The 18,613-nt window shown below is 67.0% G+C and carries 23 protein-coding genes; 10 read left to right on the top strand and 13 right to left on the bottom strand.

Annotated elements, in window-relative coordinates:
- Window positions 1-35: 35 nt before the first annotated feature.
- The gene (locus tag ACP15K_RS10850) at window positions 36-521 is read left to right on the top strand and encodes a GNAT family N-acetyltransferase (RefSeq protein WP_193140328.1); all 486 of its coding nucleotides are present in this window, start codon (window positions 36-38) and stop codon (window positions 519-521) included.
- Entirely contained in the window at window positions 521-1,372 is an 852-nt protein-coding gene (locus ACP15K_RS10845; protein WP_193140329.1) for a DMT family transporter, read from the top strand. The genes ACP15K_RS10850 and ACP15K_RS10845 overlap by 1 nt, the downstream gene beginning before the upstream one ends.
- On the opposite strand, the gene ACP15K_RS10840 is transcribed toward ACP15K_RS10845, so the two are convergent.
- Window positions 1,338-1,787, bottom strand: coding sequence for an NUDIX domain-containing protein (locus ACP15K_RS10840; protein ID WP_193140330.1), 450 nt, complete (start codon window positions 1,785-1,787; stop codon window positions 1,338-1,340). The genes ACP15K_RS10845 and ACP15K_RS10840 overlap by 35 nt on opposite strands.
- A gap of 74 nt (window positions 1,788-1,861) precedes the next feature.
- Here ACP15K_RS10840 and ACP15K_RS10835 point away from each other — a divergent pair, with 74 nt between their 5' ends.
- Window positions 1,862-3,016, top strand: coding sequence for an alpha-D-ribose 1-methylphosphonate 5-triphosphate diphosphatase (locus ACP15K_RS10835; protein ID WP_424990505.1), 1,155 nt, complete (start codon window positions 1,862-1,864; stop codon window positions 3,014-3,016).
- Window positions 3,017-3,086: 70 nt separating this feature from the next.
- Here the strand turns inward: ACP15K_RS10835 and ACP15K_RS10830 are convergent, their stop codons facing one another.
- The 3 genes from ACP15K_RS10830 to ACP15K_RS10820 form a co-directional block, all read right to left on the bottom strand.
- On the bottom strand, window positions 3,087-4,157 hold the full coding sequence (locus ACP15K_RS10830) for a 5-(carboxyamino)imidazole ribonucleotide synthase (RefSeq protein ID WP_424990504.1): 1,071 nt from the start codon (window positions 4,155-4,157) through the stop codon (window positions 3,087-3,089).
- Window positions 4,150-4,638, bottom strand: coding sequence for a 5-(carboxyamino)imidazole ribonucleotide mutase (gene purE, locus ACP15K_RS10825; protein WP_193140333.1), 489 nt, complete (start codon window positions 4,636-4,638; stop codon window positions 4,150-4,152). The genes ACP15K_RS10830 and purE overlap by 8 nt, the downstream gene beginning before the upstream one ends.
- 99 nt (window positions 4,639-4,737) lie before the next feature.
- Window positions 4,738-4,956 carry a YdcH family protein gene (locus tag ACP15K_RS10820; RefSeq protein ID WP_193140334.1) on the bottom strand — a complete coding sequence of 73 codons (219 nt, stop codon included), beginning with the start codon at window positions 4,954-4,956 and terminating at the stop codon, window positions 4,738-4,740.
- 169 nt (window positions 4,957-5,125) lie between these two features.
- On the opposite strand from ACP15K_RS10820, the gene ACP15K_RS10815 reads away from it, so the two are divergent.
- The gene (locus tag ACP15K_RS10815; RefSeq protein ID WP_193140335.1) at window positions 5,126-5,548 is read left to right on the top strand and encodes an Hsp20 family protein; all 423 of its coding nucleotides are present in this window, start codon (window positions 5,126-5,128) and stop codon (window positions 5,546-5,548) included.
- Window positions 5,545-5,769 carry a DUF1150 family protein gene (locus ACP15K_RS10810; protein ID WP_193140336.1) on the top strand — a complete coding sequence of 75 codons (225 nt, stop codon included), beginning with the start codon at window positions 5,545-5,547 and terminating at the stop codon, window positions 5,767-5,769. The genes ACP15K_RS10815 and ACP15K_RS10810 overlap by 4 nt, the downstream gene beginning before the upstream one ends.
- Window positions 5,770-5,801: 32 nt before the next feature.
- Here the strand turns inward: ACP15K_RS10810 and ACP15K_RS10805 are convergent, their stop codons facing one another.
- Both ACP15K_RS10805 and trxB read right to left on the bottom strand, forming a co-directional pair.
- Entirely contained in the window at window positions 5,802-6,131 is a 330-nt protein-coding gene (locus ACP15K_RS10805) for a hypothetical protein (protein ID WP_193140337.1), read from the bottom strand.
- Between the two features lie 80 nt (window positions 6,132-6,211).
- The gene (gene trxB, locus ACP15K_RS10800) at window positions 6,212-7,156 is read right to left on the bottom strand and encodes a thioredoxin-disulfide reductase (protein WP_193140338.1); all 945 of its coding nucleotides are present in this window, start codon (window positions 7,154-7,156) and stop codon (window positions 6,212-6,214) included.
- A 185-nt stretch (window positions 7,157-7,341) separates the two neighbouring features.
- On the opposite strand from trxB, the gene ACP15K_RS10795 reads away from it, so the two are divergent.
- Window positions 7,342-7,842, top strand: a complete 501-nt coding sequence (locus tag ACP15K_RS10795; RefSeq protein WP_193140339.1) for an Lrp/AsnC family transcriptional regulator — start codon at window positions 7,342-7,344, stop codon at window positions 7,840-7,842.
- 267 nt (window positions 7,843-8,109) lie between these two features.
- On the opposite strand, the gene pgeF is transcribed toward ACP15K_RS10795, so the two are convergent.
- The 3 genes from pgeF to lgt are packed head-to-tail and all read right to left on the bottom strand — an operon-like array spanning window position 8,110 to window position 10,831.
- Window positions 8,110-8,868, bottom strand: a complete 759-nt coding sequence (gene pgeF, locus ACP15K_RS10790) for a peptidoglycan editing factor PgeF (protein WP_424990503.1) — start codon at window positions 8,866-8,868, stop codon at window positions 8,110-8,112.
- Window positions 8,865-9,938, bottom strand: a complete 1,074-nt coding sequence (locus ACP15K_RS10785; protein WP_424990502.1) for a class I SAM-dependent methyltransferase — start codon at window positions 9,936-9,938, stop codon at window positions 8,865-8,867. The genes pgeF and ACP15K_RS10785 overlap by 4 nt, the downstream gene beginning before the upstream one ends.
- Window positions 9,935-10,831 carry a prolipoprotein diacylglyceryl transferase gene (gene lgt / locus ACP15K_RS10780; RefSeq protein WP_424990501.1) on the bottom strand — a complete coding sequence of 299 codons (897 nt, stop codon included), beginning with the start codon at window positions 10,829-10,831 and terminating at the stop codon, window positions 9,935-9,937. The genes ACP15K_RS10785 and lgt overlap by 4 nt, the downstream gene beginning before the upstream one ends.
- 93 nt (window positions 10,832-10,924) lie before the next feature.
- On the opposite strand from lgt, the gene ACP15K_RS10775 reads away from it, so the two are divergent.
- The gene (locus tag ACP15K_RS10775) at window positions 10,925-11,170 is read left to right on the top strand and encodes an accessory factor UbiK family protein (protein WP_193140342.1); all 246 of its coding nucleotides are present in this window, start codon (window positions 10,925-10,927) and stop codon (window positions 11,168-11,170) included.
- A 63-nt stretch (window positions 11,171-11,233) separates the two neighbouring features.
- Here ACP15K_RS10775 and rlmJ read toward each other — a convergent pair whose 3' ends face one another.
- Complete coding sequence (rlmJ, locus tag ACP15K_RS10770) at window positions 11,234-12,010, bottom strand: 23S rRNA (adenine(2030)-N(6))-methyltransferase RlmJ (protein WP_193140343.1); 777 nt, start codon at window positions 12,008-12,010, stop codon at window positions 11,234-11,236.
- Between the two features lie 76 nt (window positions 12,011-12,086).
- On the opposite strand from rlmJ, the gene ACP15K_RS10765 reads away from it, so the two are divergent.
- Both ACP15K_RS10765 and ACP15K_RS10760 read left to right on the top strand, forming a co-directional pair.
- Window positions 12,087-12,725, top strand: coding sequence for a ribonuclease HII (locus ACP15K_RS10765; protein ID WP_193140344.1), 639 nt, complete (start codon window positions 12,087-12,089; stop codon window positions 12,723-12,725).
- Between the two features lie 107 nt (window positions 12,726-12,832).
- Entirely contained in the window at window positions 12,833-13,936 is a 1,104-nt protein-coding gene (locus tag ACP15K_RS10760; protein WP_424990500.1) for a site-specific DNA-methyltransferase, read from the top strand.
- A 24-nt stretch (window positions 13,937-13,960) separates the two neighbouring features.
- On the opposite strand, the gene ACP15K_RS10755 is transcribed toward ACP15K_RS10760, so the two are convergent.
- On the bottom strand, window positions 13,961-14,425 hold the full coding sequence (locus ACP15K_RS10755; RefSeq protein ID WP_193140346.1) for an Lrp/AsnC family transcriptional regulator: 465 nt from the start codon (window positions 14,423-14,425) through the stop codon (window positions 13,961-13,963).
- Between the two features lie 135 nt (window positions 14,426-14,560).
- Between ACP15K_RS10755 and ald the strand changes: the two genes are divergently transcribed.
- A complete protein-coding gene (gene ald / locus ACP15K_RS10750; RefSeq protein ID WP_193140347.1) occupies window positions 14,561-15,679 on the top strand; it encodes an alanine dehydrogenase in 1,119 nt (372 codons plus the stop codon).
- A gap of 68 nt (window positions 15,680-15,747) precedes the next feature.
- Here ald and cueR read toward each other — a convergent pair whose 3' ends face one another.
- Window positions 15,748-16,146, bottom strand: a complete 399-nt coding sequence (cueR, locus tag ACP15K_RS10745) for a Cu(I)-responsive transcriptional regulator (protein ID WP_424990499.1) — start codon at window positions 16,144-16,146, stop codon at window positions 15,748-15,750.
- A complete protein-coding gene (locus ACP15K_RS10740; protein ID WP_424990498.1) occupies window positions 16,143-18,605 on the bottom strand; it encodes a heavy metal translocating P-type ATPase in 2,463 nt (820 codons plus the stop codon). Before ACP15K_RS10740 ends, cueR begins: the two co-directional genes overlap by 4 nt.
- Window positions 18,606-18,613: the final 8 nt, after the last annotated feature.

The raw sequence follows: 18,613 nt of genomic DNA, 5'->3' as shown, positions 1-18,613 counted from the left end.
TCTATCGGGATCACAGAAGATTGGACTGTCCCCCGATGATCAAGATCCGCCCGGCCACCGAGGCCGACCACACCAACATTTCGGTGCTTGTCGTGAACGTGTTTCGGCAGCGCAACGAGGCGCAGCTTATCCAGGGCTTGCGCGATGGCGGGAATGTGGCGTTTGAAATGGTGGCCGAGGACGAGGGCGGGCTGGTGGCGCATATCTGCCTGTCGCACCTGTCGTCCCCCGAGGGCTGGCTGGCGCTGGCGCCGCTCAGCGTGCGGACCGAGGCGCAGGGCGGTGGCATCGGGTCTGAACTGGTCCGCTATGCCGCCGATGCCGCCCGACAAGCCCGTTTCAAGGCGATCGTGGTGGTGGGCGACCCGGATTTCTACGCCAAGTTCGGCTTCGTGTTCGATGGACCGGCAGAACTGACGACGCCCTATCCCGCGCAATACACCGGCCTGTATCCCATCGCTCCGCAAACCGCCGGGGCCGAGGCGGTGCTGATCTATCCCGACCCGTTCGCGCAGGTTTGATGGGCCGTCTTGCAGGGCTGGTGGCCCTGACCATGCTGGCCTTTGCGGCCAATTCGGTGCTGAACCGCATGGCCCTGACCGAGGCCGGGATGGGACCGGCCAGTTTCGCCGCCATCCGCACCGGCGCCGGGGCGGCCATGCTGGGGTTTCTGGTGCTGGTCAACGGCGGCTGGTCCCGTCTGCGCCCACGGTTCAGCGCCGCCAATGCGCTGGCGCTGACTGCCTACATGCTGGGATTTTCCTTTGCCTATGTCACGCTGGACACCGGGTTCGGCGCATTGATCCTGTTCGGCGGTGTTCAGATCACCATGTTCGCGGGCAGCGTTCTGGGCGGCGACCGCATTGCCGCGCAGCGCTGGCTGGGGGCGGGCGTGGCCTTTGCGGGGTTGGTCTGGCTGCTCTGGCCCGGCGGGGCGGCGCCGCCGTCGTTGATGGGGGCTGCGCTGATGGTCGTAGCGGCTGTGGGCTGGGGCATCTATTCGCTGCGCGGACGCGGGGCGCGCGATCCGCTGGCCAGCACGGCGGCGAGCTTCCTTCTGGCTGCCTTGCCCGCGGGGCTGGTGGTGCTGCTGCTGCCCGATGCGGTGACCGCACCGGGGGTGGCGCTGGCCGTGGTGTCGGGGGCCGTGACCTCGGGTCTGGGCTATGCCCTGTGGTACACGGTTCTGCCCCGGCTGACGGCTTCGGCGGCGGGGGTGGTGCAACTGACGGTGCCGGTGATCGCCATGGCCGGGGGCGCGCTGTTGCTGGCCGAGCCGGTGACGCTGCGGCTGCTGGCGGCCTCGGTGCTGGTGCTGGGCGGCGTCGGACTGGCGATCACCGCACCATCGGCTCCAGCGCGCCGGGGCTGATCTCGGGCCGGGGCGGGCCGAAGGCCAGCTCGGGCAGGATGTCGGGCTTGAAGCGCAGGCGCGACAGGTCATCGGGCGTCGCCAGGCACCGCTGCGTCACCACGCCCGCCGGATCGGTCCAGGGCGCCAGCGGGTCGCCCGACAGGATGCGGGCGCGGAAGAACAACTCCACCTGGTGAAATCCCGTCGCGGCGTTGTGGAATTCCGAGACATGACAGATCCCGTCGGGTTCGACGACCAGCCCGGTTTCCTCATGGACCTCGCGCCGCAGGGTCTCGGTCAGTGATTGCCCGGTCTCGACACCGCCGCCGGGCAGGCACCACAGGTCGCTTTGCCCATCGGGGAAGGCATTGACCAGCAAGACGGCGCCGCGATGCAGAAGGATCGCGCGAGTGGCAAGGCGGGGCGGTGACATGCGCCTTGCCTAGCGGTTCGGGATCCTGTGGGAAAGGGCTTGATCCGCCGCCGCCGCCGGGGCAGGGGAGGGCCATGACAGGGATCGTGATGAATTTCACCGGGGCCGAGGTGCTGTGGGGCGGGCAATTGCAGGCCTGTGATTTCGGGGTCAGTGCCGGGAAAATCGTTTCACCATCGGGGATTGCGCGGTGTGTGGACCTGCGCGGCTGGCGCGTGCTGCCGGGGATCGTGGACCTTCATGGCGACGGGTTCGAACGCCATGTGGCCGCCCGCCGGGGCGGCGTGCCGGACATGGGCGACGGGCTGGTGGCCTTCGAGGCCGAACTGGCCGCCAACGGGATCACCACCGCCGTGATGGCGCAGTTCTACAGCTGGGAGGGCGGGTTGCGGTCGCCGCAGGCGGCGGAACGGCTGGTGGCCGCGTGGCAGGCCGAGGCCCCGGCGCTGGCCACCGACCTGCGCCTGCAGCTGCGGCTGGAAACGCATTTCCTTGAGGCCTTCGCGGCCGCCGAAGCGCTGATCGACCGGGTCGGGATCCCCTATGTGGGGCTGAATGATCACCTGCCGCATGACCGTCTGGTCGCGGGTCGCACGCCGCCCCGCCTGACCGGCACCGCGCTAAAAAGCGGGCGGTCGCCTCAGGCGCATCTGGCGCTGATGCAGCGGCTGCATCGCCAGGCTGATGCGGTGCCTGCCGCGCTGGACAGCCTGTGTAAACGCCTGTCAGAAAAGGGAATTGCCCTGTCCAGCCATGACGACGCCACGGCAGAGGCGCGGCGCAGTCACCGGGCGCGCGGGGTGCGGATCGCCGAGTTTCCCGAGACCGTCGCTGCCGCGTCCGAGGCCCGATCCGGGGGCGATGGCATCGTGCTGGGCGCCCCCAACGTGGTGCGCGGGGCCAGCCATGCGGGCAAGGCCAGCGCGCGGGACCTGATTGCGCAGGGGCTGTGCGATGCGCTGGCTTCGGACTATCACTATCCGGCGCTGCGCAAGGCGGTCTGGGCGCTGGAAGCGCTTGGCATCCTGCCCTTTGCAGCGGCGTGGAACCTGGTCTCGGAAGGACCGGCGCGGATGCTGGGGCTGGAAGATCGCGGCGTGATCGCGCCCGGAAAGCGGGCCGACCTGGTGATTGTCGATCCGGCCACCGGGCGGGTCGGTGCGACCCTTGCGGCGGGGCGGCTGACTTATCTGACCGGGCCGCTGGCCGCGCGGTTTCTGGTCGGTTGAGGCCGAAAACCGGGGCTGGAACGCGTCTGGAAAAGGTATGGCAGGCGTATGGCTGCGCCTGCCAGCCGTCTCAGCCTGTCACCACGCGGTTCACATGGCCCATCTTGCGACCCGGCCGGGCCTCGGCTTTGCCATAGAGATGCAGCGCGGCGGTGGGGTCGGTGGCGATCTCGGGCCAGCGCTCGGCCTCGTCGCCGATCAGGTTTTCCATCACCACGTCGGCATGGCGCGACCCGTCGCCCAGCGGCCAGCCCGCCACGGCGCGGATGTGCTGTTCGAACTGGTCGACCACGCAGCCGTTCTGGGTCCAGTGGCCGGAGTTGTGGACGCGCGGCGCGATCTCGTTGACCACCAGCCCGGCGGGGGTCACGAACAGCTCCACCCCCATGACGCCGACGTAGTCGAGGGCGTTCAGGATGCGGCCCGCCAACAGCACTGCATCGGTGCGCTGGGCGGTGGACAGGCGCGCGGGCACGGTGGTGGTGCGCAGGATGCCGCCTTCGTGCAGGTTTTCGCCCGGATCGAAACAGGCGACGGCCCCGTCAAGGGCGCGGGCGCCGATGACCGAGACCTCATGGGTGAAATCGACGAAGCCTTCCAGAATCGCCGGGGCACCGGCCATGGCGTCCAGCGCGGCGGGGGCCTCAGCAGCCGCCATGATGCGCGCCTGTCCCTTGCCGTCATAGCCGAAGCGGCGGGTCTTCAGGATCGCGGGCGCACCGATGGTCCCAAGGGCGGCCTCAAGATCGGCGGCGCTGTCCACGGCCGCAAAGGGGGCGACAGTCAGGCCGAGATCCTGCAGGAAGGTCTTTTCGGTCATCCGGTCCTGCGACACCGCCAGCGCCTTGCGGGTGGGGCGGATCGGGCGGTGCGCCTCAAGCAGGTCCAGTGCCGAGGTCGGGATATTTTCGAATTCATAGGTGACCACATCCACCGCTGCGGCGAAGCGTTCCAGCGCGGCCGCATCGTCATAGGCGGCCACCGTGGTGCGGTCGGCCACCTGTTCGGCGGGGCCGCCGGGGGCGGGATCATAAATGTGGGTTTTCAGACCCAGACGGGCCGCAGCAAGGGCCAGCATCCGGCCCAATTGGCCGCCGCCGAGAATGCCGATGGTGGCGCCGGGGCGCAGGGCTTCAGTCATCGACCGGCTCCTCGGGGATCGAGGCCGAGAGCGCGTCGCGCCACGCCTCCAGCCGGTCGGCCAGGTCCGGATCGCTGACCGCCAGGATCGCGGCGGCCATCAGGCCGGCGTTGGCGGCCCCGGCGGCACCGATGGCCATGGTGGCCACGGGGAAACCCTTGGGCATCTGGACGATGGAATAGAGCGAATCAACGCCGCTGAGGGCACGGGTCTGCACCGGCACGCCGATCACCGGCACGCGGGTTTTCGACGCCACCATGCCCGGCAGATGGGCGGCGCCGCCAGCCCCGGCGATGATCGCGCTGAGCCCCCGGTCGGCGGCGGATTTGCCATAGGTCCACAGGCGATCCGGGGTGCGGTGCGCCGAAACGATCTTGGTTTCGAAGGGCACGCCCAGTTCGGTCAGGATCTTTGCCGCTTCTTTCATGGTGGGCCAATCCGATTGGCTGCCCATGATGATGCCGACCTTGGGTTGTGTCATGTGATGTCCCCGCGCGTTCTGACCCCGGTTGCAGGGCCGCGACTATACTGACTGCGGTGCGGGGTGCAATCGCCCTTGCAAGGTCCGGGGCGGGCGGCGTCAGGCGATGATATCGGGCAGCAACTCGTCCTCGATCTTCTGGATCCGGTCTTTCAGTTGCAGTTTCTGCTTTTTCAGGCGGCGCAGGGTCAGGTGATCGCCGCGCGCCGCGCTTTCCAGTGCATGAATGGCCTCGTCGAGGTCGCGATGCTCGCGCCTGAGCACTTCAAGCTTCACCCGCAAGACCTCGTTATGCGTCATCTCGCCGAAAGCGTTCATCTGTTGCCTGTCCTGCGAAATCCCTGGGACCTGAGACATACCCAAGAAACACGGTTGTGAAAAGACGCTGCCCGCCGGTGACTTGCAACGGGCGGAGGCTGCGCCCATATTTGCAACATGCCGCCGTTTGCGGGGCATTCGCACAGTCGCTTATTGCAAGGACGTGTCCATGACAAAACTGACTTTGGGAACGCATCCGTTCCTTTTGGGATTCGAACAGCTGGAACGGCTGGTGGAACATACCGCCAAGACCGGCAACGACGGATACCCGCCCTACAACATCGAACAGACCTCGGAAACTTCGTATCGGATCACCCTGGCCGTGGCCGGGTTCCGCGAGGATGATCTGGCCATCACCGTGGAAAACCGCCAGCTGGTGGTGCGCGGCCGGCAGGCCGACGATTGCAACGAGCGCACCTATCTGCATCGCGGCATCGCGGCGCGCCAGTTCCAGCGCAGTTTCGTGCTGGCCGACGGGGTCGAGGTCGACGGCGCGGCCATGGAAAACGGGCTGCTGCACATCGACCTGAAACGCTCGGCCCCTGAAACCGTCCTGCAACGCATCAAGATCAGCACCGGAGATCCGTCATGAACACGCCGCATCCCCTTGCCATGTCCGATGAGTCCATCGTCTATGTCCGCCCGGTGGCGGTGAAGGATCTGCCCGACGATCTGCGCGCCCAGGTCGGCGATGAGGCCGAGATGTTCGCGGTTCATGCGTCCAACGGCGATCGGCTGGCGCTGGTCGGCAGTCGCAACCTGGCCTTCGTGCTGGCGCGGCAGAACCACATGCAGCCGGTCAACGTCCACTAGGGCCGTTTACGGCGTTCCAATATGAAAAAGACCTACTGGCGCGGTCCCGTGTTGCGCGGGCTGCGCCATTCGCTGTCGCTGTCCACCTTCGAGCCGTCATCCTCGATCTCGCCGATATAGTCCTGGAACGGGGCGATCAGCCTGAGCGGGTTGTCGTCGATGGTCAACGGGATCTCGCGGCCCTGATCCAGTTCTTCGATGGAGGGCAGGTCGCAGCCGTGCAGGCAGAAGGATTCGGACGGCACGATGGAGGCGGCGCGCGCGGTCCCGGCAACGCCCAGGGTCAGGCAAAGCGCCGACAGCAGCGCCCGGCCACGCAAGCGTGCCGGGGTGCAAGCCTTATGAGCGTTGGAAGACCGCATGATGGTTCGGGCCAGCCTCGTTAGTGGCGGGAGGGTCCAACCGACCCTGCCCGCGTGTCCGCGTCAAGCATTCGCCCGGTTCAGCCGTCGGCCTCGGCAAGGAAACGCTCGGCCTCTAGCGCGGCCATGCAGCCCATGCCGGCGCTGGTGACAGCCTGGCGATAGATGTGGTCGGTCAGGTCGCCCGCCGCAAACACGCCGGGGATCGACGTGGCGGTGCTGTCGGGCTGGGTGACCACATAGCCTCCCATATGGGTATCAAGCTGATCCTTGACCAGTTCTGACGCCGGGGCGTGACCGATTGCCACGAAGAAGCCCTTGCAGGGCACCTCGGTGATCTCGCCGGTCTTGACGTGCTTGGCGCGCACCGCTTCGACGCCCAGCGGATCCTCGGTGCCGATAACTTCCTCGACGCCGTGATCCCAGAGGATCTCGACCTTGTCGTTCTTGAACAGCCGGTCCTGCAGGATCTTCTCGGCCCGCAGGCTGTCGCGGCGGTGGATCAGGGTGACCTTCGAGGCGAAGTTGGTCAGGAACAGCGCCTCTTCCACGGCGGTGTTGCCGCCGCCGACCACGACCACGTCCTGCCCGCGATAGAAGAACCCGTCACAGGTGGCGCAGGCCGAGACGCCGAAGCCCTGGAATTTCTGCTCGGACGGCAGGCCCAGCCATTTGGCCTGTGCCCCGGTCGCCAGGATCAGCGCGTCGGCGGTATAGGTGGTGCCGCTGTCGCCCTGCGCGGTGAAGGGGCGTTTGGACAGATCGACCGAAGTGATGATGTCCGCCACGATCTCGGTCCCGGTGTCGCGGGCGTGGGCTTCCATCTTCACCATCAGGTCGGGGCCCATGATGGTGGATTCGCCGGGCCAGTTTTCCACGTCGGTGGTGATCGTCAGCTGACCGCCGGGCTGGATGCCCTGGACCAGCACCGGTTCCAGCATCGCGCGCGACGCATAGACCGCCGCCGTATAGCCCGCAGGCCCGGACCCGATGATAAGAACCCTGCTGTGTTTGGTGTCGGCCATGCCCTGTCTCCGCTTTGCTGCCCGGCAGCATATAGGCGGGGCGGCGGGGCGAAGGAACCCCCAACAAGTCGCAGCTTCGATGGCCGGAATTTTTAAAGTTTCCTGAAATCTGGCCGCAGTCTGGCGAAATATTATTGCGCCTGTATTCCCAAGGCTCTAAGTTCCGGGCAACCAAGGAGTATCCGATGTCCGCTTCGAAACTTGACCCGATCGATCGCAAGATCCTGGCCGAACTGCAAGCGGACGGGCGCATGACCAATGTCGAATTGGCCAAGCGCGTCGGCATCTCGGCCCCGCCCTGTCTGCGCCGGATGCGCACGCTGGAGGAAGCCGGGTTCATCCGAGGCTATCATGCCCAGGTGGATGGCCGCGAACTGGGCTTCGAAGTGCAGGTCTTTGCCATGGTCGGCCTGAAATCGCAGGCCGAATCCGACCTGTCGGCCTTCGAGGAAAAATGCCGGTCATGGCCGCTGGTCCGCGAATGCCACATGCTGAACGGCGAGGTCGATTTCATCCTGAAATGCGTGGCCCCGGACCTGAGCACCTTCCAGTCTTTCCTGACCGGAGAGCTGACCGCCGCCGACAACGTGGCCAGCGTCAAGACCTCGCTGGTGATCCGCGCCGCCAAGGAAGAACCCGGCGTGCCCTTCGAAGTGCTGGAACATCGGTTGAGCCAGTCCGCCTGACCGGTCGGACGCGCGCTGCGCACGACACCTGCGTCTGAAAAAAACGGGGCCCGCCCAACGACGGTTGGACGGGCCGTGCCAAAACACTGGCGTTACTTTTACTCACCAACAGGTCGAACAGACCGAACTGGGACGCGGTACAAACACACTCGTCACGGAACCGAAGTAAAAAGACACTCGCTAACCGACTGTGCCCTCGTATCGCGGGGATGTAACAGTTTCCAGACAGTTTCTGCAATGCGGCGACAAACTTGGGTCAGGAATACCCTAAAGCGTGATCGTTGAGATCAATCTGCCGTAGTCTGCCTGCTTTTCATGCACACTTCGTCTGTACGAGAAGAAGCGGCGCGGGTCGGAATAGGTGCAGTGCCTGATCCATTCGGCCTGAGCCACCCCGGCGCGGCGCAGCCGATGCAATTCATAGGCGGGCAGGTCGAACATATAGCGGTCGCCGTCGCCATTCGCGAAAAACCGCGTGTTGTCCGGGTCTTCCGCGATGAAATCATCCATGAATTCCGGGCCGACCTCATAGGCGCGCTGGCTGATGGTCGGGCCGATCACGGCGATGGTGTTGGTGGGCTGGGCGCCCAGGGTCGCCATCGCGTCCAGCGTCGCCTCGAGAATGCCGGCCAGGGCGCCGCGCCAGCCCGCATGGGCCGCGCCGATCACGCCGGCATCGGGATCGCAGAACAGCACCGGCGCACAATCGGCGGTGAGAATCGACAGCACGCGCCCCGGTTCGCGGGTGACAATGGCGTCGGCGGCCTCGGCCCGGGCGGGCGGATCGCCTTCGGCAATGACCACATTGGCGGAATGGATCTGGTGCACCCGCCACATGGTGCCGGGCTGGGCGTCCATGGCGCGGGCCACGCGGGCGCGGTTGATGTCCACCGCGTCGGCCTGATCGGATGAGCCAAGGCCGCAGTTCAGCCCGTTGAACACGCCGCTGGACGCCCCGCCGCGACGGGTGAAGAACCCGTGTTTTACCGAGGAGAGCGCGTCTGAGGTGAGAATTTCAAGTGTCATGTCGTCAGTCCCGGAAACGTCGCCGTGTGGGACGGCATCATGGCGAGGCATTTGAACAGTGATCCCATTTCCTCGGGGTGGGTCAAGCGCCGATGTGCGGCGATGTGCTGGTCCAGCGGTGCGCCGCGCAGCTTGGCGGCAAGCGATTGCGCGCGGTGCGTGATGCCCAGGCGTTCCAGAAACACGCCCTGCGGGACCATCGGGCTGTGGGTCAGGCCGGGCACGGTTTGCGCGGCACGGGCGAGGGCTTCGAAATCCACATGCGCCGTCAGGTCGGCCTGCCCCGGATCGGTCAGCGGATCGACCGGCTGGTGGGCGTGCAGGGCCTGCAACGTGTCCCCGCGCGAGCGCCAGTCGCCGTAGTCGATCATCAACGCGGCCCCGCCGTGAGTGGCGATGCGCTGTCCAAGGGCGGTGACGATGCCTGGGGCGGCGGGGCAGATCTCGACCAGCTCGCCGGGGCTGGTGTCGGTCAGACGGTGTGCCAATGCGGGCAGCGGGGTGGCCGGGGCCAGCCCGAAGGTCAGCGCACCGTCGCGCAGGCCGATGCGCCGTTCCTGCCAGCCGTCCGCCGTGCGCTGGAATTGCCGGATCGGCAGGGCGTCGAAGAATTCATTGGCCACGGCGAAACAGGGCAGGTCGGGCAGATCTTCGGCCCGGTCCAGCCAGACCGGGTGATGCGGGTGCAGGGTCTGGCCCTGAAGGCCGCGCAGGGTGGCCGAGGTTTCGACCAGATGCAGGCGGGCGGCGTCATGGAACCCCGGCACGGCGCGGGTGGCGCGCAGAAGATCGGCCATCAGGGTGCCGCGCCCCGGCCCCAGTTCGACCAGCGCGAAGGGGGCGGGCGCGCCCTGATCCAGCCAGCATTGCGCCAGCGCAAGGCCGACCAGTTCGCCGAACATCTGGCTGATCTCGGGCGCGGTGATGAAATCGCCCGCCCTGCCGAAGGGATCGCGGGTGGCGTAATAGCCGTGCGCCGGGTTCATCAGCGCCTCGGCCATGAAATCGGCCACCGAGATCGGGCCGTCGGCGGCGATGCGGGCGGTGATTTGTGCCAGCAGCGGGCTCACGCGCGGGCCTGCGCGCGGTTGGCCATCAGCAGCACGCCCAGCCCCAGCGCGATCATCGGCAGCGACAGAAGCTGGCCCATGGTCAGCCCCGCCTCGCCCAGCCGCAGCGCATGGCCCAGCGGGTTGCCCGGCGTGATGAATTGTGCGTCCGGCTGGCGGAAGAATTCCACCACGAAGCGGGCCAGCCCGTAGCCCAGAAAGAACACGCCGGTGATCCGGCCGGGGATTTTCAGCGCCCCGCGCGAAAACGCCAGCACCAGCAGCAGCGCGCCCAGCAGCAGCCCTTCCAGCCCGGCTTCGTACAATTGCGAAGGATGGCGGGCGCAGGGGCCGGTCCAGTCCGGCGGGCAGGTCTGGGCCGCAGGGCCGGGGAAGATCACCCCCCAGGGCGCGGTGGTCGGGCGGCCCCAAAGCTCGGCATTGATGAAATTGGCCAGACGGCCCAGCAGCAGTCCCGGCGGGGTGGCCAGCGCCATGGCATCGGCCACGCTGGCCGGGTTCAGACGGTGCCGCCAGCAGAACAGCGCTGCCGCCACCACCACGCCCAGCAACCCGCCGTGGAAGGCCATGCCGCCCTGCCAGATCTTCACGATGTCGGCGGGATTGGCGAAGAAATGCGCCGGCTGGTAGAACAGCGCAAAGCCCAGCCGCCCGCCGACCACCACGCCGATGATGACCCAGGTCAGCAGCGCCTCGGCCTGCGCGGCGGTCATCTGGGGGGTGGCGTTTTTCCACAGGTCGGGCCGGGCCAGCGCGCGGCGGATCAGCCACAACCCGGCCAGCAGCCCCACGATATAGGCCAGCGCATACCAGCGCAGGGCGAACTGGAAGCTGCCCAGCGAAATCGAGAACACCTCGGGCGACAGCGGCGGGAAGGGCAGGGCAAATATCATGGCGGCAGATGGCAAGCCGCGCCGGGGGAAGTCAACCTTGCGCTGACGGCAGTCGCGGCCCATATGTGAGTGGACACAGGAACGGAGCCTCAGATGCAGAGCCAGAACCGCATTCTCGACGACATGTCGCAACTTTTCACCAACGCTCTCGGCGTCGCGCAGGGTGCGAAGGATGAGGCGGAGACCGCGCTGAAGGGCATGCTGGATCGCTGGCTGGCCGATCGCGATTTCGTCACGCGCGAGGAATTCGACGCCGTGCGTGCCATGGCCCAGAAGGCGCGCGAGGAAAACGAGGCGCTGAAGGCGCGTCTGGACGCGCTTGAGGCCGACAAGGGCTGAGCACCCGGCCCACGCCGTGATCTTGTAACCCCGCCCCTTGTGGCGGGGTTTTTCGTGGGTGGGTCAGGTCAGGGTGGCGAAACGCTTGGCCAGATCCTGTGCCGCTTCGGCAAAGCCCCAGGGCGCATTGGCGACCCACAGTCCGCTGCCGATCATGCCGTGACCGGGGCGCGCGGGCGGAAAGCGCACCTCGCTGAGCACGGATTTGTCGTCGGACAGGGGTTTCAGCCGGGCCACCAGCGGCCGCTCGGCCCCCGAAGCCAGGATCGGATACCACAACATCAAAACCCCGACCGGCCATTTGCGGCGGATGCGGGACAGCAGGGTCGGGATGGTCTCGAACTCGGTCTTCACCTCGTAGGAGGGATCGACCAGCAGCAGCCCCCGGCGCGGGGTCGGGGGGGTCAGCGATAGGGCCAGTTCCGGCCCGTCCTTCTGCTGCACTTCGGCGGCGGGCAGGGCATAGCGCAGGGCCGACACCTCGCGCGGGTGCAATTCGGCCAGCACCAGACGATCCTCGGGGCGCAGCAGGGTCGATGCGATCAGCGGCGAGCCGGGATAGGCCGCCGCCCCGGCGCGCTCCCGCGCGGCGGCAAGACAGCGGGCATAGGGATGATCGGCGGCGAACCAGCGTTCCATCCGTCCGATGCCCGCCGTCGCCTCGCCGGTCTTGACCGCTTCGGGGGCCGAAAGGTCATACAGCGCCCGGCCCGCATGGGTTTCCAGATAGGTCAGCGGCTTGGGCTTGCGGGTCAGATAGTCCAGCGCCAGCGCCAGCAGCGCGTGCTTGTGGACGTCCGCCGCGTTGCCGGCGTGATAGATGTGCTGATACGAAAGCATGCCGCCCCATAGCACCGCCGCCACGCCTGCGCCACATGGCTTGCCGGGGGGGCGGTTTCAGGGCTAGATCGACGCCATGGCGCGCCGACAGATAGACCTGCCCCCGAAACCCGATTTCCGGTTCGAAACCGCAGCCCGCAGGCTGGGCGCCACCCGCATCGCCGGGGTGGACGAGGTCGGGCGCGGGCCGCTGGCCGGTCCGGTCATGGCCGCCGCCGTGGTGCTGGACCCCGACAACATTCCCGACGGGCTGAACGATTCCAAGAAGCTGAGCCTGAAGCGGCGGCTGGCGCTGGAAGAGCTGATCAAGGCCAGTGCCGACTGGTCGGTGGGCGAGGCCACGGTCGAGGAGATCGAGGACATCAACATCCTGCACGCAGCACATCTGGCCATGCGCCGCGCCGTGGCCGGGTTGCGCAATGCCCCCGATCATCTGCTGATCGACGGGGTGATGGTGCCGCGCGGCCTGAACCAGCGGCATCAGGCGGTGGTCAAGGGCGATGCGCGCAGCCTGTCCATCGCCGCGGCGTCGATCATCGCCAAGGTGGCGCGCGACCGGATCATGGGAGACCTGGCGCGGCAGTTTCCGGGTTATGGATGGGAAACCAACGCCGGTTATCCGACCCCGGCCCACAAACGCGCCCTGCTAGATTTGGGGGTGACCCCGCACCATAGACGTTCCTTCGCCCCCGTCCACAAGATGTTGTGTGGGTGAATAGGCTAACCCCCTGATTCAAAAAAAGAAATTGACCTCGAATCGGGTTTGAATCATTTTGTCTGCAAAACGCGGCGTAAAAAACAGGCCGCCACGAGAGGCAGACCATGAGAAAGACTTCGACACAGGCAGCCAAGCTGCCGCTGAACACGATACTTCAGGGCGACTGCATTGCGCAGATGAACGCGCTGCCCGAAGGCTCGGTGGACCTGATATTCGCGGATCCGCCGTACAATCTGCAACTCAAGGGCGACCTGCACCGGCCCGACAATTCCAAGGTCGATGCGGTGGATGACGCCTGGGACCAGTTTTCCAGCTTTGCCGTCTACGACAAGTTCACCCGGGCATGGCTGAAGGCGGCGCGGCGGGTGCTGAAGCCCGACGGCGCGATCTGGGTGATCGGTTCGTACCACAACATCTTCCGGGTCGGGGCGGCGTTGCAGGACGCGGGATACTGGATCCTGAACGACGTGATCTGGCGCAAGTCGAACCCGATGCCGAATTTCCGAGGCAAGCGGCTGACCAACGCCCATGAGACGATGATCTGGGCCAGCAAGAGCGAGAAGGCGAAATACACCTTCAACTACGAGGCGCTGAAGGCGTTGAACGAGGATGTGCAGATGCGCTCGGACTGGGTGCTGCCGATCTGCACCGGGCACGAGCGTCTGAAGGATGCCAAGGGCGCCAAGGCGCATCCGACGCAAAAGCCCGAGTCGCTGCTGCACCGGGTGCTGATCGGCACCACCAGGCCCGGCGACGTGGTGCTGGATCCGTTCTTTGGCACCGGCACCACCGGCGCCGTGGCCAAGATGCTGGGCCGGAACTTCATCGGGATCGAGCGCGAGGATGCCTATATCGAGGTCGCCAAGGCGCGGCTGGCGCGGGTGCGCAAGCTGGACGAGGCCGATCTGCAGGTGACGCAGCCCAAGCGGTCGCAACCCCGCGTGCCCTTCGGGCAGCTGGTCGAACGTGGCATGCTGCGGCCGGGGGAGAAGCTGTATTCCCCGCGCGGCGACGTGGCCAAGGTGCGCGCCGACGGCACGCTGGCGGCGTCGAACGCGCGCGGCGATCATCACGGGTCTATCCACCAGGTCGGCGCCGCGCTGGAAGGGGCGCCCAGTTGCAATGGCTGGACCTATTGGACCTTCAAGCGCGAGGGAAAACCGGTGCCCATCGACTATCTGCGCCAGCAGATCCGGTCGGAACTGTAATCCGCAACGGTCGGGGCGTGGCGCTCAGTCCGCGTCCCGGATCGGATAGCCGCGCCACTGCTGCACCGGGCGCAGGGTAAAGATCGTCTGCATCGAGGCCACGTTCGGCAGCCGTGACAGGCATTCGCGATGAATGTCGGCATAGTCGTTCATGTCCCGCGCCACCACGCGCAGGATGTAATCCGCATGGCCCGAGGTCAGGTGACATTCCAGGATGTCGTCAAAGCGGGTGACGGCGGTCTCGAAGGCCTCCAGCACCTCGCGGGCCTGGGAACTGAGCGTGATCTCGACGAAGACCTGCAGCTTCAGCCCCAGCGCGGTGCGGTCGATCTGGGCGACATAGCCCCGGATCAGGCCGTTTTCCTCCAGCAGCTTGATCCGCCGGTGGCAGGCCGAAGTCGACAGGCCGATCTCGCGTGCCAGTTCGGCGATGGGGCGTTGGGAATCCTTTTGCAAGGCGCGTAAGATTCGGCGATCAAAGATGTCCATGAAATTTTTTCCTGTTCAATGGCTGTTTTCGTGCACTCAATCCACAACATTTTTCATAATCACCTGAATCAATCGGAAAAATTCCTTCCAATTTGGTTCAATATCCTTCCCAATCGGACCGTGGGAGGACATGCGATGATCGTAGGCACGCCGAAAGAAATCAAGAATCATGAATATCGCGTCGGGATGACGCCGGAAAGTGCTGCCGAGATGGTCGCGCACGGACACAGCGTGCTGGTGGAAACCGGGGCGGGTTTGGGCATTGATGCCAAGGATGACGACTATGCGGCCGCAGGCGCGCAGGTGGTGGACAGCGCCGAAGAGGTGTTCGCCCGCGCCGAGATGATCGTGAAGGTCAAGGAGCCGCAAGCGTCCGAGCGCGCCATGCTGCGCGAGAACCAGATCCTTTATACCTATTTGCATCTTGCCCCGGATCCCGAACAGACCCGTGATCTGGTGAATTCCGGGGCCGTCTGCGTCGCCTATGAGACCGTCACCGACGCGCACGGCGGGCTGCCCCTGTTGAAGCCCATGAGCCAGGTGGCGGGGCGGATGTCGATCCAGGCCGGCGCGCATAACCTGGAAAAGGCGCAAGGCGGGCGCGGCGTGCTGCTGGGCGGGGTGCCGGGTGTTGCGCCGGGCAAGGTCTGTGTCATCGGCGGCGGTGTCGTCGGCTTCAACGCGGCGCAAATGGCCGTGGGGCTGGGCGCCGATGTGACCATCCTGGATCGCAACCCCGAGGCGCTGGAGCGGCTGGGCATGTTCTTCGAAGCGCGCGCCAAGACCCGGTTTTCCAACAAGGCCAATCTTGAGGAATGCGTGGCCGAGGCCGATCTGGTCATCGGCGCGGTTCTGGTCCCCGGGGCGGCGGCGCCAAAGCTGGTGCGGCGCGACCATCTGGTGACCATGAAGCGCGGCGCGGTGGTGGTGGACGTCGCCATCGATCAGGGCGGCTGTTTCGAAACCTCGCGGGCGACCACCCATGCCGATCCGACCTATGTGGTGGAGGATGTGGTGCACTACTGCGTGGCCAACATGCCCGGCGGCGTGGCGCGCACGTCGACCTATGCGCTCAACAACGTGACCCTGCCGCATGCCTTGCGTATTGCCGACAAGGGCTGGCGCGCGGCGCTGGCGGCGGATCCGCATCTGGCCAACGGGCTGAACGTCTGGAACGGGCAGATCACCAACAAGGCGGTGGCCGACGATCTGGGCTATGAGGCCGTGCCGCTGGCCACCGCGCTGGCGGCCTGAGCCACCGCGCCGTTGTGTCGGGGCCGTCCGGGCGATCGGGCGATCGGGCGGCCCTTTTCTGTCGGGGCTTAACCGGCGGCACCGCCACGGGCGAGGCTTTCGAGGATCGGGCAGTCTGGCCGGTCGTCTCCGGCGCAGCAGTGCACGAGATTGGCCAGCGTGGCGCGCATGTCGCGCAGGTCGGCGATCTTGCGGTCAATCTCTTCCAGATGGGTCTGGGCGATCCGGCGCACATCGGCGCTGGCCCGGTCGGTGTCCTGCCACAGCGCCAGCAGGGCACGGCATTCCTCGATTGTGAACCCCAGCGCGCGGGCGCGGGCCAGAAAGGTCAGGATGTTGATCTCGCGCGGGCCGAAGTCGCGGTAGCCGTTGGCGGTGCGTGGTGGCACCAGCAGGCCGATATCCTCGTAGTAACGGATGGTCTTGCTGGGCAGGCCCGAGGCCCGTGCCGCGTCGCCGATGTTCATGCGGTGTGCTCCTTCGGGGCGGTTCCGGCCCGGCGCAGGCGCAGCGCGTTGGTCACCACAAACACGCTGGAGGCCGCCATGGCCCCTGCCGCCAGTGCCGGTGACAGCAACATGCCGTTGATCGGATACAGCAGCCCCGCCGCCACCGGGATCAGCAGCACGTTGTAGCCAAAGGCCCAGGCCAGGTTCTGCCGGATGTTGCGCAGGGTGCGGTGGCTAAGGTCCAGCGCCGTGGCGACGGTGCCGGGGCGGCCGGCCGTCAGCACCACATCGGCGGTTTCCACGGCGATGTCGGTGCCGGTGCCGATGGCCAGCCCCACATCCGCCGCCGCCAGCGCCGGGGCGTCGTTGATGCCGTCGCCGACAAAGGCCACCGGGCCGCGCGCCCGCAAGCGGTCGATGGCGGCGGTCTTGTCCTCGGGCAGAAGTTCGGCCAGCACCTCGTCCAGGCCGATCTCGGCACCGATGGCCTGCGCGGCGGCGCGGCTGTCGCCGGACAGCATCACCACATGCAGCCCCTGTGCGTGCAGCCGTTGCACCGCCTCGGCTGCATCCGCTTTCACCGGGTCGGAAACGGCCATGACCGCTGCGGCTTTGCCATCGACAGCAAGATACAGAACGCTGCGGCCTTCATTGGCCCATGCGGTCGCGGTGGCGGTCAGCGGCGCAAGATCGACGTCCTCGCGGGCCATCATCCGGGGATTGCCAAGCGCCACGCGCTGGCCGTCGCAAATGGCCGCGATTCCATGGCCGGGGATTACTTCGGCCTCGGTCACCGGGGCCGGGGTCAGGCCCTTGGCCTCGGCGGCGGTCAGGATGGCATGGGCCAGCGGATGTTCGGACAGGGCCTCGACACTGGCGGCCAGACGCAGCGCGGTGTCGGGATCCATGCCGGGGGCTTCCAGCCCGGTCAGTTGCGGGCGGCCTTCGGTCAGCGTGCCGGTCTTGTCGAAGGCCACCACGCGTACCGATTGCAGCTTTTGCAGGGCGTCGCCCTTGCGGAACAGGATGCCCAGTTCCGCCGCGCGCCCGGTGCCCACCATGATCGAGGTTGGCGTTGCCAGCCCCATGGCGCATGGGCAGGCGATGACCAGCACCGAGATCCCGGCAATCAGCGCATAGGAAATCGCAGGCGATGGCCCGAAGATCAGCCAGCCCAGCGTGGTCAGCAGCGCCAGCCCGATCACCACCGGCACGAACCACAGGGTGACGCGGTTCACCAGGCTCTGGATCGGCAGGCGCGTGCCCTGGGCATCTTCGACCATGCGGATGATGCGGGCCAGCGTGGTGTCGGCGCCGACGCCGGTGGCTTCCATGCGCAAGGGGGTGCTGCCGTTGACGGTGCCGCCGGTCAGCGAGGCACCGGGGGTTTTCTCGACCGGAACCGGCTCGCCGGTGATCATGCTTTCGTCCACATGCGAGGTGCCGGTCAGCACCGTGCCGTCGGCGGGGATGCGCGCGCCTGGCGCGATGCGCAGCACATCGCCGACGTGCAGGGCCGACAGGGGCCGTTCGACCACCGTGTCGCCGTCTTCCACCTGTGCCGTGTCGGGGGTGAGGCCCACCAGTTTGCGCACCGCATCGCCGGTGCGGCCCTTGGCGCGGGCTTCCAGCCAGCGGCCCAGCAGGATCAGGGAAACGATGACGCCGGCGGATTCGAAATAGACATGGCGCGCCTCGGGCGGCAGCAGGTCGGGGGCGAAGGTGGCGATGGTCGAATAGCCCCACGCCGCGAGCGTCCCCAGCGCCACCAGCGCGTTCATGTCCGGCGCGCCCTTGGCCAGCGCGGGCAGGCCACGGGTGAAAAAGCTGCGCCCCGGTCCCGCCAGCACCAGCGAGGTCAGCAGGAATTGCGCGATCCACAGCGGTTGGGTGCCGATGGTGCCGGCCAGCCAATGGTGCAGCGCCGGGATCGCGTGGCCGCCCATTTCCACCAGCAGCACCGGCAGGGTCAGCGCGCCCGCGATCAGGGTGTCGCGCAGCAGGGCGGTGGCTTCGGCCTGTTCGGCGGCGGCCTGGGCGGCGCGGTTGCGATCGGCGCCGGGCAGATGGGCGTCGAACCCGGCCTCGGCCACCGCCGCGATCAGGGCGGCATCGCCCTGTTCTCCGGCCAGGGTCATTACATCGGCGCTGCCGCTGGCAAGGTTCACCCGCGCTTCGGTCACGCCGGGCACCGACAGCAGGATGTTCTCGACCCGTCCGACGCAGGAACCGCAGTGCATCCCCGAGACCTCCAGCCGCAACTGGCGTGGCCGTGCGGGATACCCGGCGGTGTCCAGAGCTGCCAGAAGGTCGGCCGCCGCGTTCACGCGGTCGCTGTCGACCTGCGCGGTGCGGGTGGCGAAATTGATCTCGGCCCGGTCAATGCCGTCCACCGCCGCCATGGCAGTTTCGGCCCGACGCACGCAGCCGGCACAGGACAGGCCGGTGACAGGGAAAGTGAATGTGGTGGTCGACATCGGAAACT

This window comes from Fluviibacterium sp. S390 (assembly GCF_049800695.1).
GTDB lineage: Bacteria > Pseudomonadota > Alphaproteobacteria > Rhodobacterales > Rhodobacteraceae > Meridianimarinicoccus.
Note: the sequence above shows the minus strand (reverse complement) of the source record. Positions and strands in the feature narration are given on the sequence as shown.

Coding starts and splice junctions, on each gene's coding strand:
- pgeF (WP_424990503.1), bottom strand. CDS start 8,868: ATGACACTTGAAATTCTCACCTCAGACGCGCTCTCCTCGGTAAAACAC.
- ACP15K_RS10740 (WP_424990498.1), bottom strand. CDS start 18,605: ATGTCGACCACCACATTCACTTTCCCTGTCACCGGCCTGTCCTGTGCC.
- ACP15K_RS10795 (WP_193140339.1), top strand. CDS start 7,342: ATGTCCGCTTCGAAACTTGACCCGATCGATCGCAAGATCCTGGCCGAA.
- rlmJ (WP_193140343.1), bottom strand. CDS start 12,010: ATGCTTTCGTATCAGCACATCTATCACGCCGGCAACGCGGCGGACGTC.
- ACP15K_RS10775 (WP_193140342.1), top strand. CDS start 10,925: ATGCAGAGCCAGAACCGCATTCTCGACGACATGTCGCAACTTTTCACC.
- ACP15K_RS10835 (WP_424990505.1), top strand. CDS start 1,862: ATGACAGGGATCGTGATGAATTTCACCGGGGCCGAGGTGCTGTGGGGC.
- trxB (WP_193140338.1), bottom strand. CDS start 7,156: ATGGCCGACACCAAACACAGCAGGGTTCTTATCATCGGGTCCGGGCCT.
- ACP15K_RS10830 (WP_424990504.1), bottom strand. CDS start 4,157: ATGACTGAAGCCCTGCGCCCCGGCGCCACCATCGGCATTCTCGGCGGC.
- ald (WP_193140347.1), top strand. CDS start 14,561: ATGATCGTAGGCACGCCGAAAGAAATCAAGAATCATGAATATCGCGTC.
- cueR (WP_424990499.1), bottom strand. CDS start 16,146: ATGAACATCGGCGACGCGGCACGGGCCTCGGGCCTGCCCAGCAAGACC.
- ACP15K_RS10815 (WP_193140335.1), top strand. CDS start 5,126: ATGACAAAACTGACTTTGGGAACGCATCCGTTCCTTTTGGGATTCGAA.
- ACP15K_RS10760 (WP_424990500.1), top strand. CDS start 12,833: ATGAGAAAGACTTCGACACAGGCAGCCAAGCTGCCGCTGAACACGATA.
- ACP15K_RS10805 (WP_193140337.1), bottom strand. CDS start 6,131: ATGCGGTCTTCCAACGCTCATAAGGCTTGCACCCCGGCACGCTTGCGT.
- purE (WP_193140333.1), bottom strand. CDS start 4,638: ATGACACAACCCAAGGTCGGCATCATCATGGGCAGCCAATCGGATTGG.
- ACP15K_RS10755 (WP_193140346.1), bottom strand. CDS start 14,425: ATGGACATCTTTGATCGCCGAATCTTACGCGCCTTGCAAAAGGATTCC.
- ACP15K_RS10840 (WP_193140330.1), bottom strand. CDS start 1,787: ATGTCACCGCCCCGCCTTGCCACTCGCGCGATCCTTCTGCATCGCGGC.
- ACP15K_RS10845 (WP_193140329.1), top strand. CDS start 521: ATGGGCCGTCTTGCAGGGCTGGTGGCCCTGACCATGCTGGCCTTTGCG.
- lgt (WP_424990501.1), bottom strand. CDS start 10,831: ATGATATTTGCCCTGCCCTTCCCGCCGCTGTCGCCCGAGGTGTTCTCG.
- ACP15K_RS10820 (WP_193140334.1), bottom strand. CDS start 4,956: ATGAACGCTTTCGGCGAGATGACGCATAACGAGGTCTTGCGGGTGAAG.
- ACP15K_RS10810 (WP_193140336.1), top strand. CDS start 5,545: ATGAACACGCCGCATCCCCTTGCCATGTCCGATGAGTCCATCGTCTAT.
- ACP15K_RS10850 (WP_193140328.1), top strand. CDS start 36: ATGATCAAGATCCGCCCGGCCACCGAGGCCGACCACACCAACATTTCG.
- ACP15K_RS10765 (WP_193140344.1), top strand. CDS start 12,087: ATGGCGCGCCGACAGATAGACCTGCCCCCGAAACCCGATTTCCGGTTC.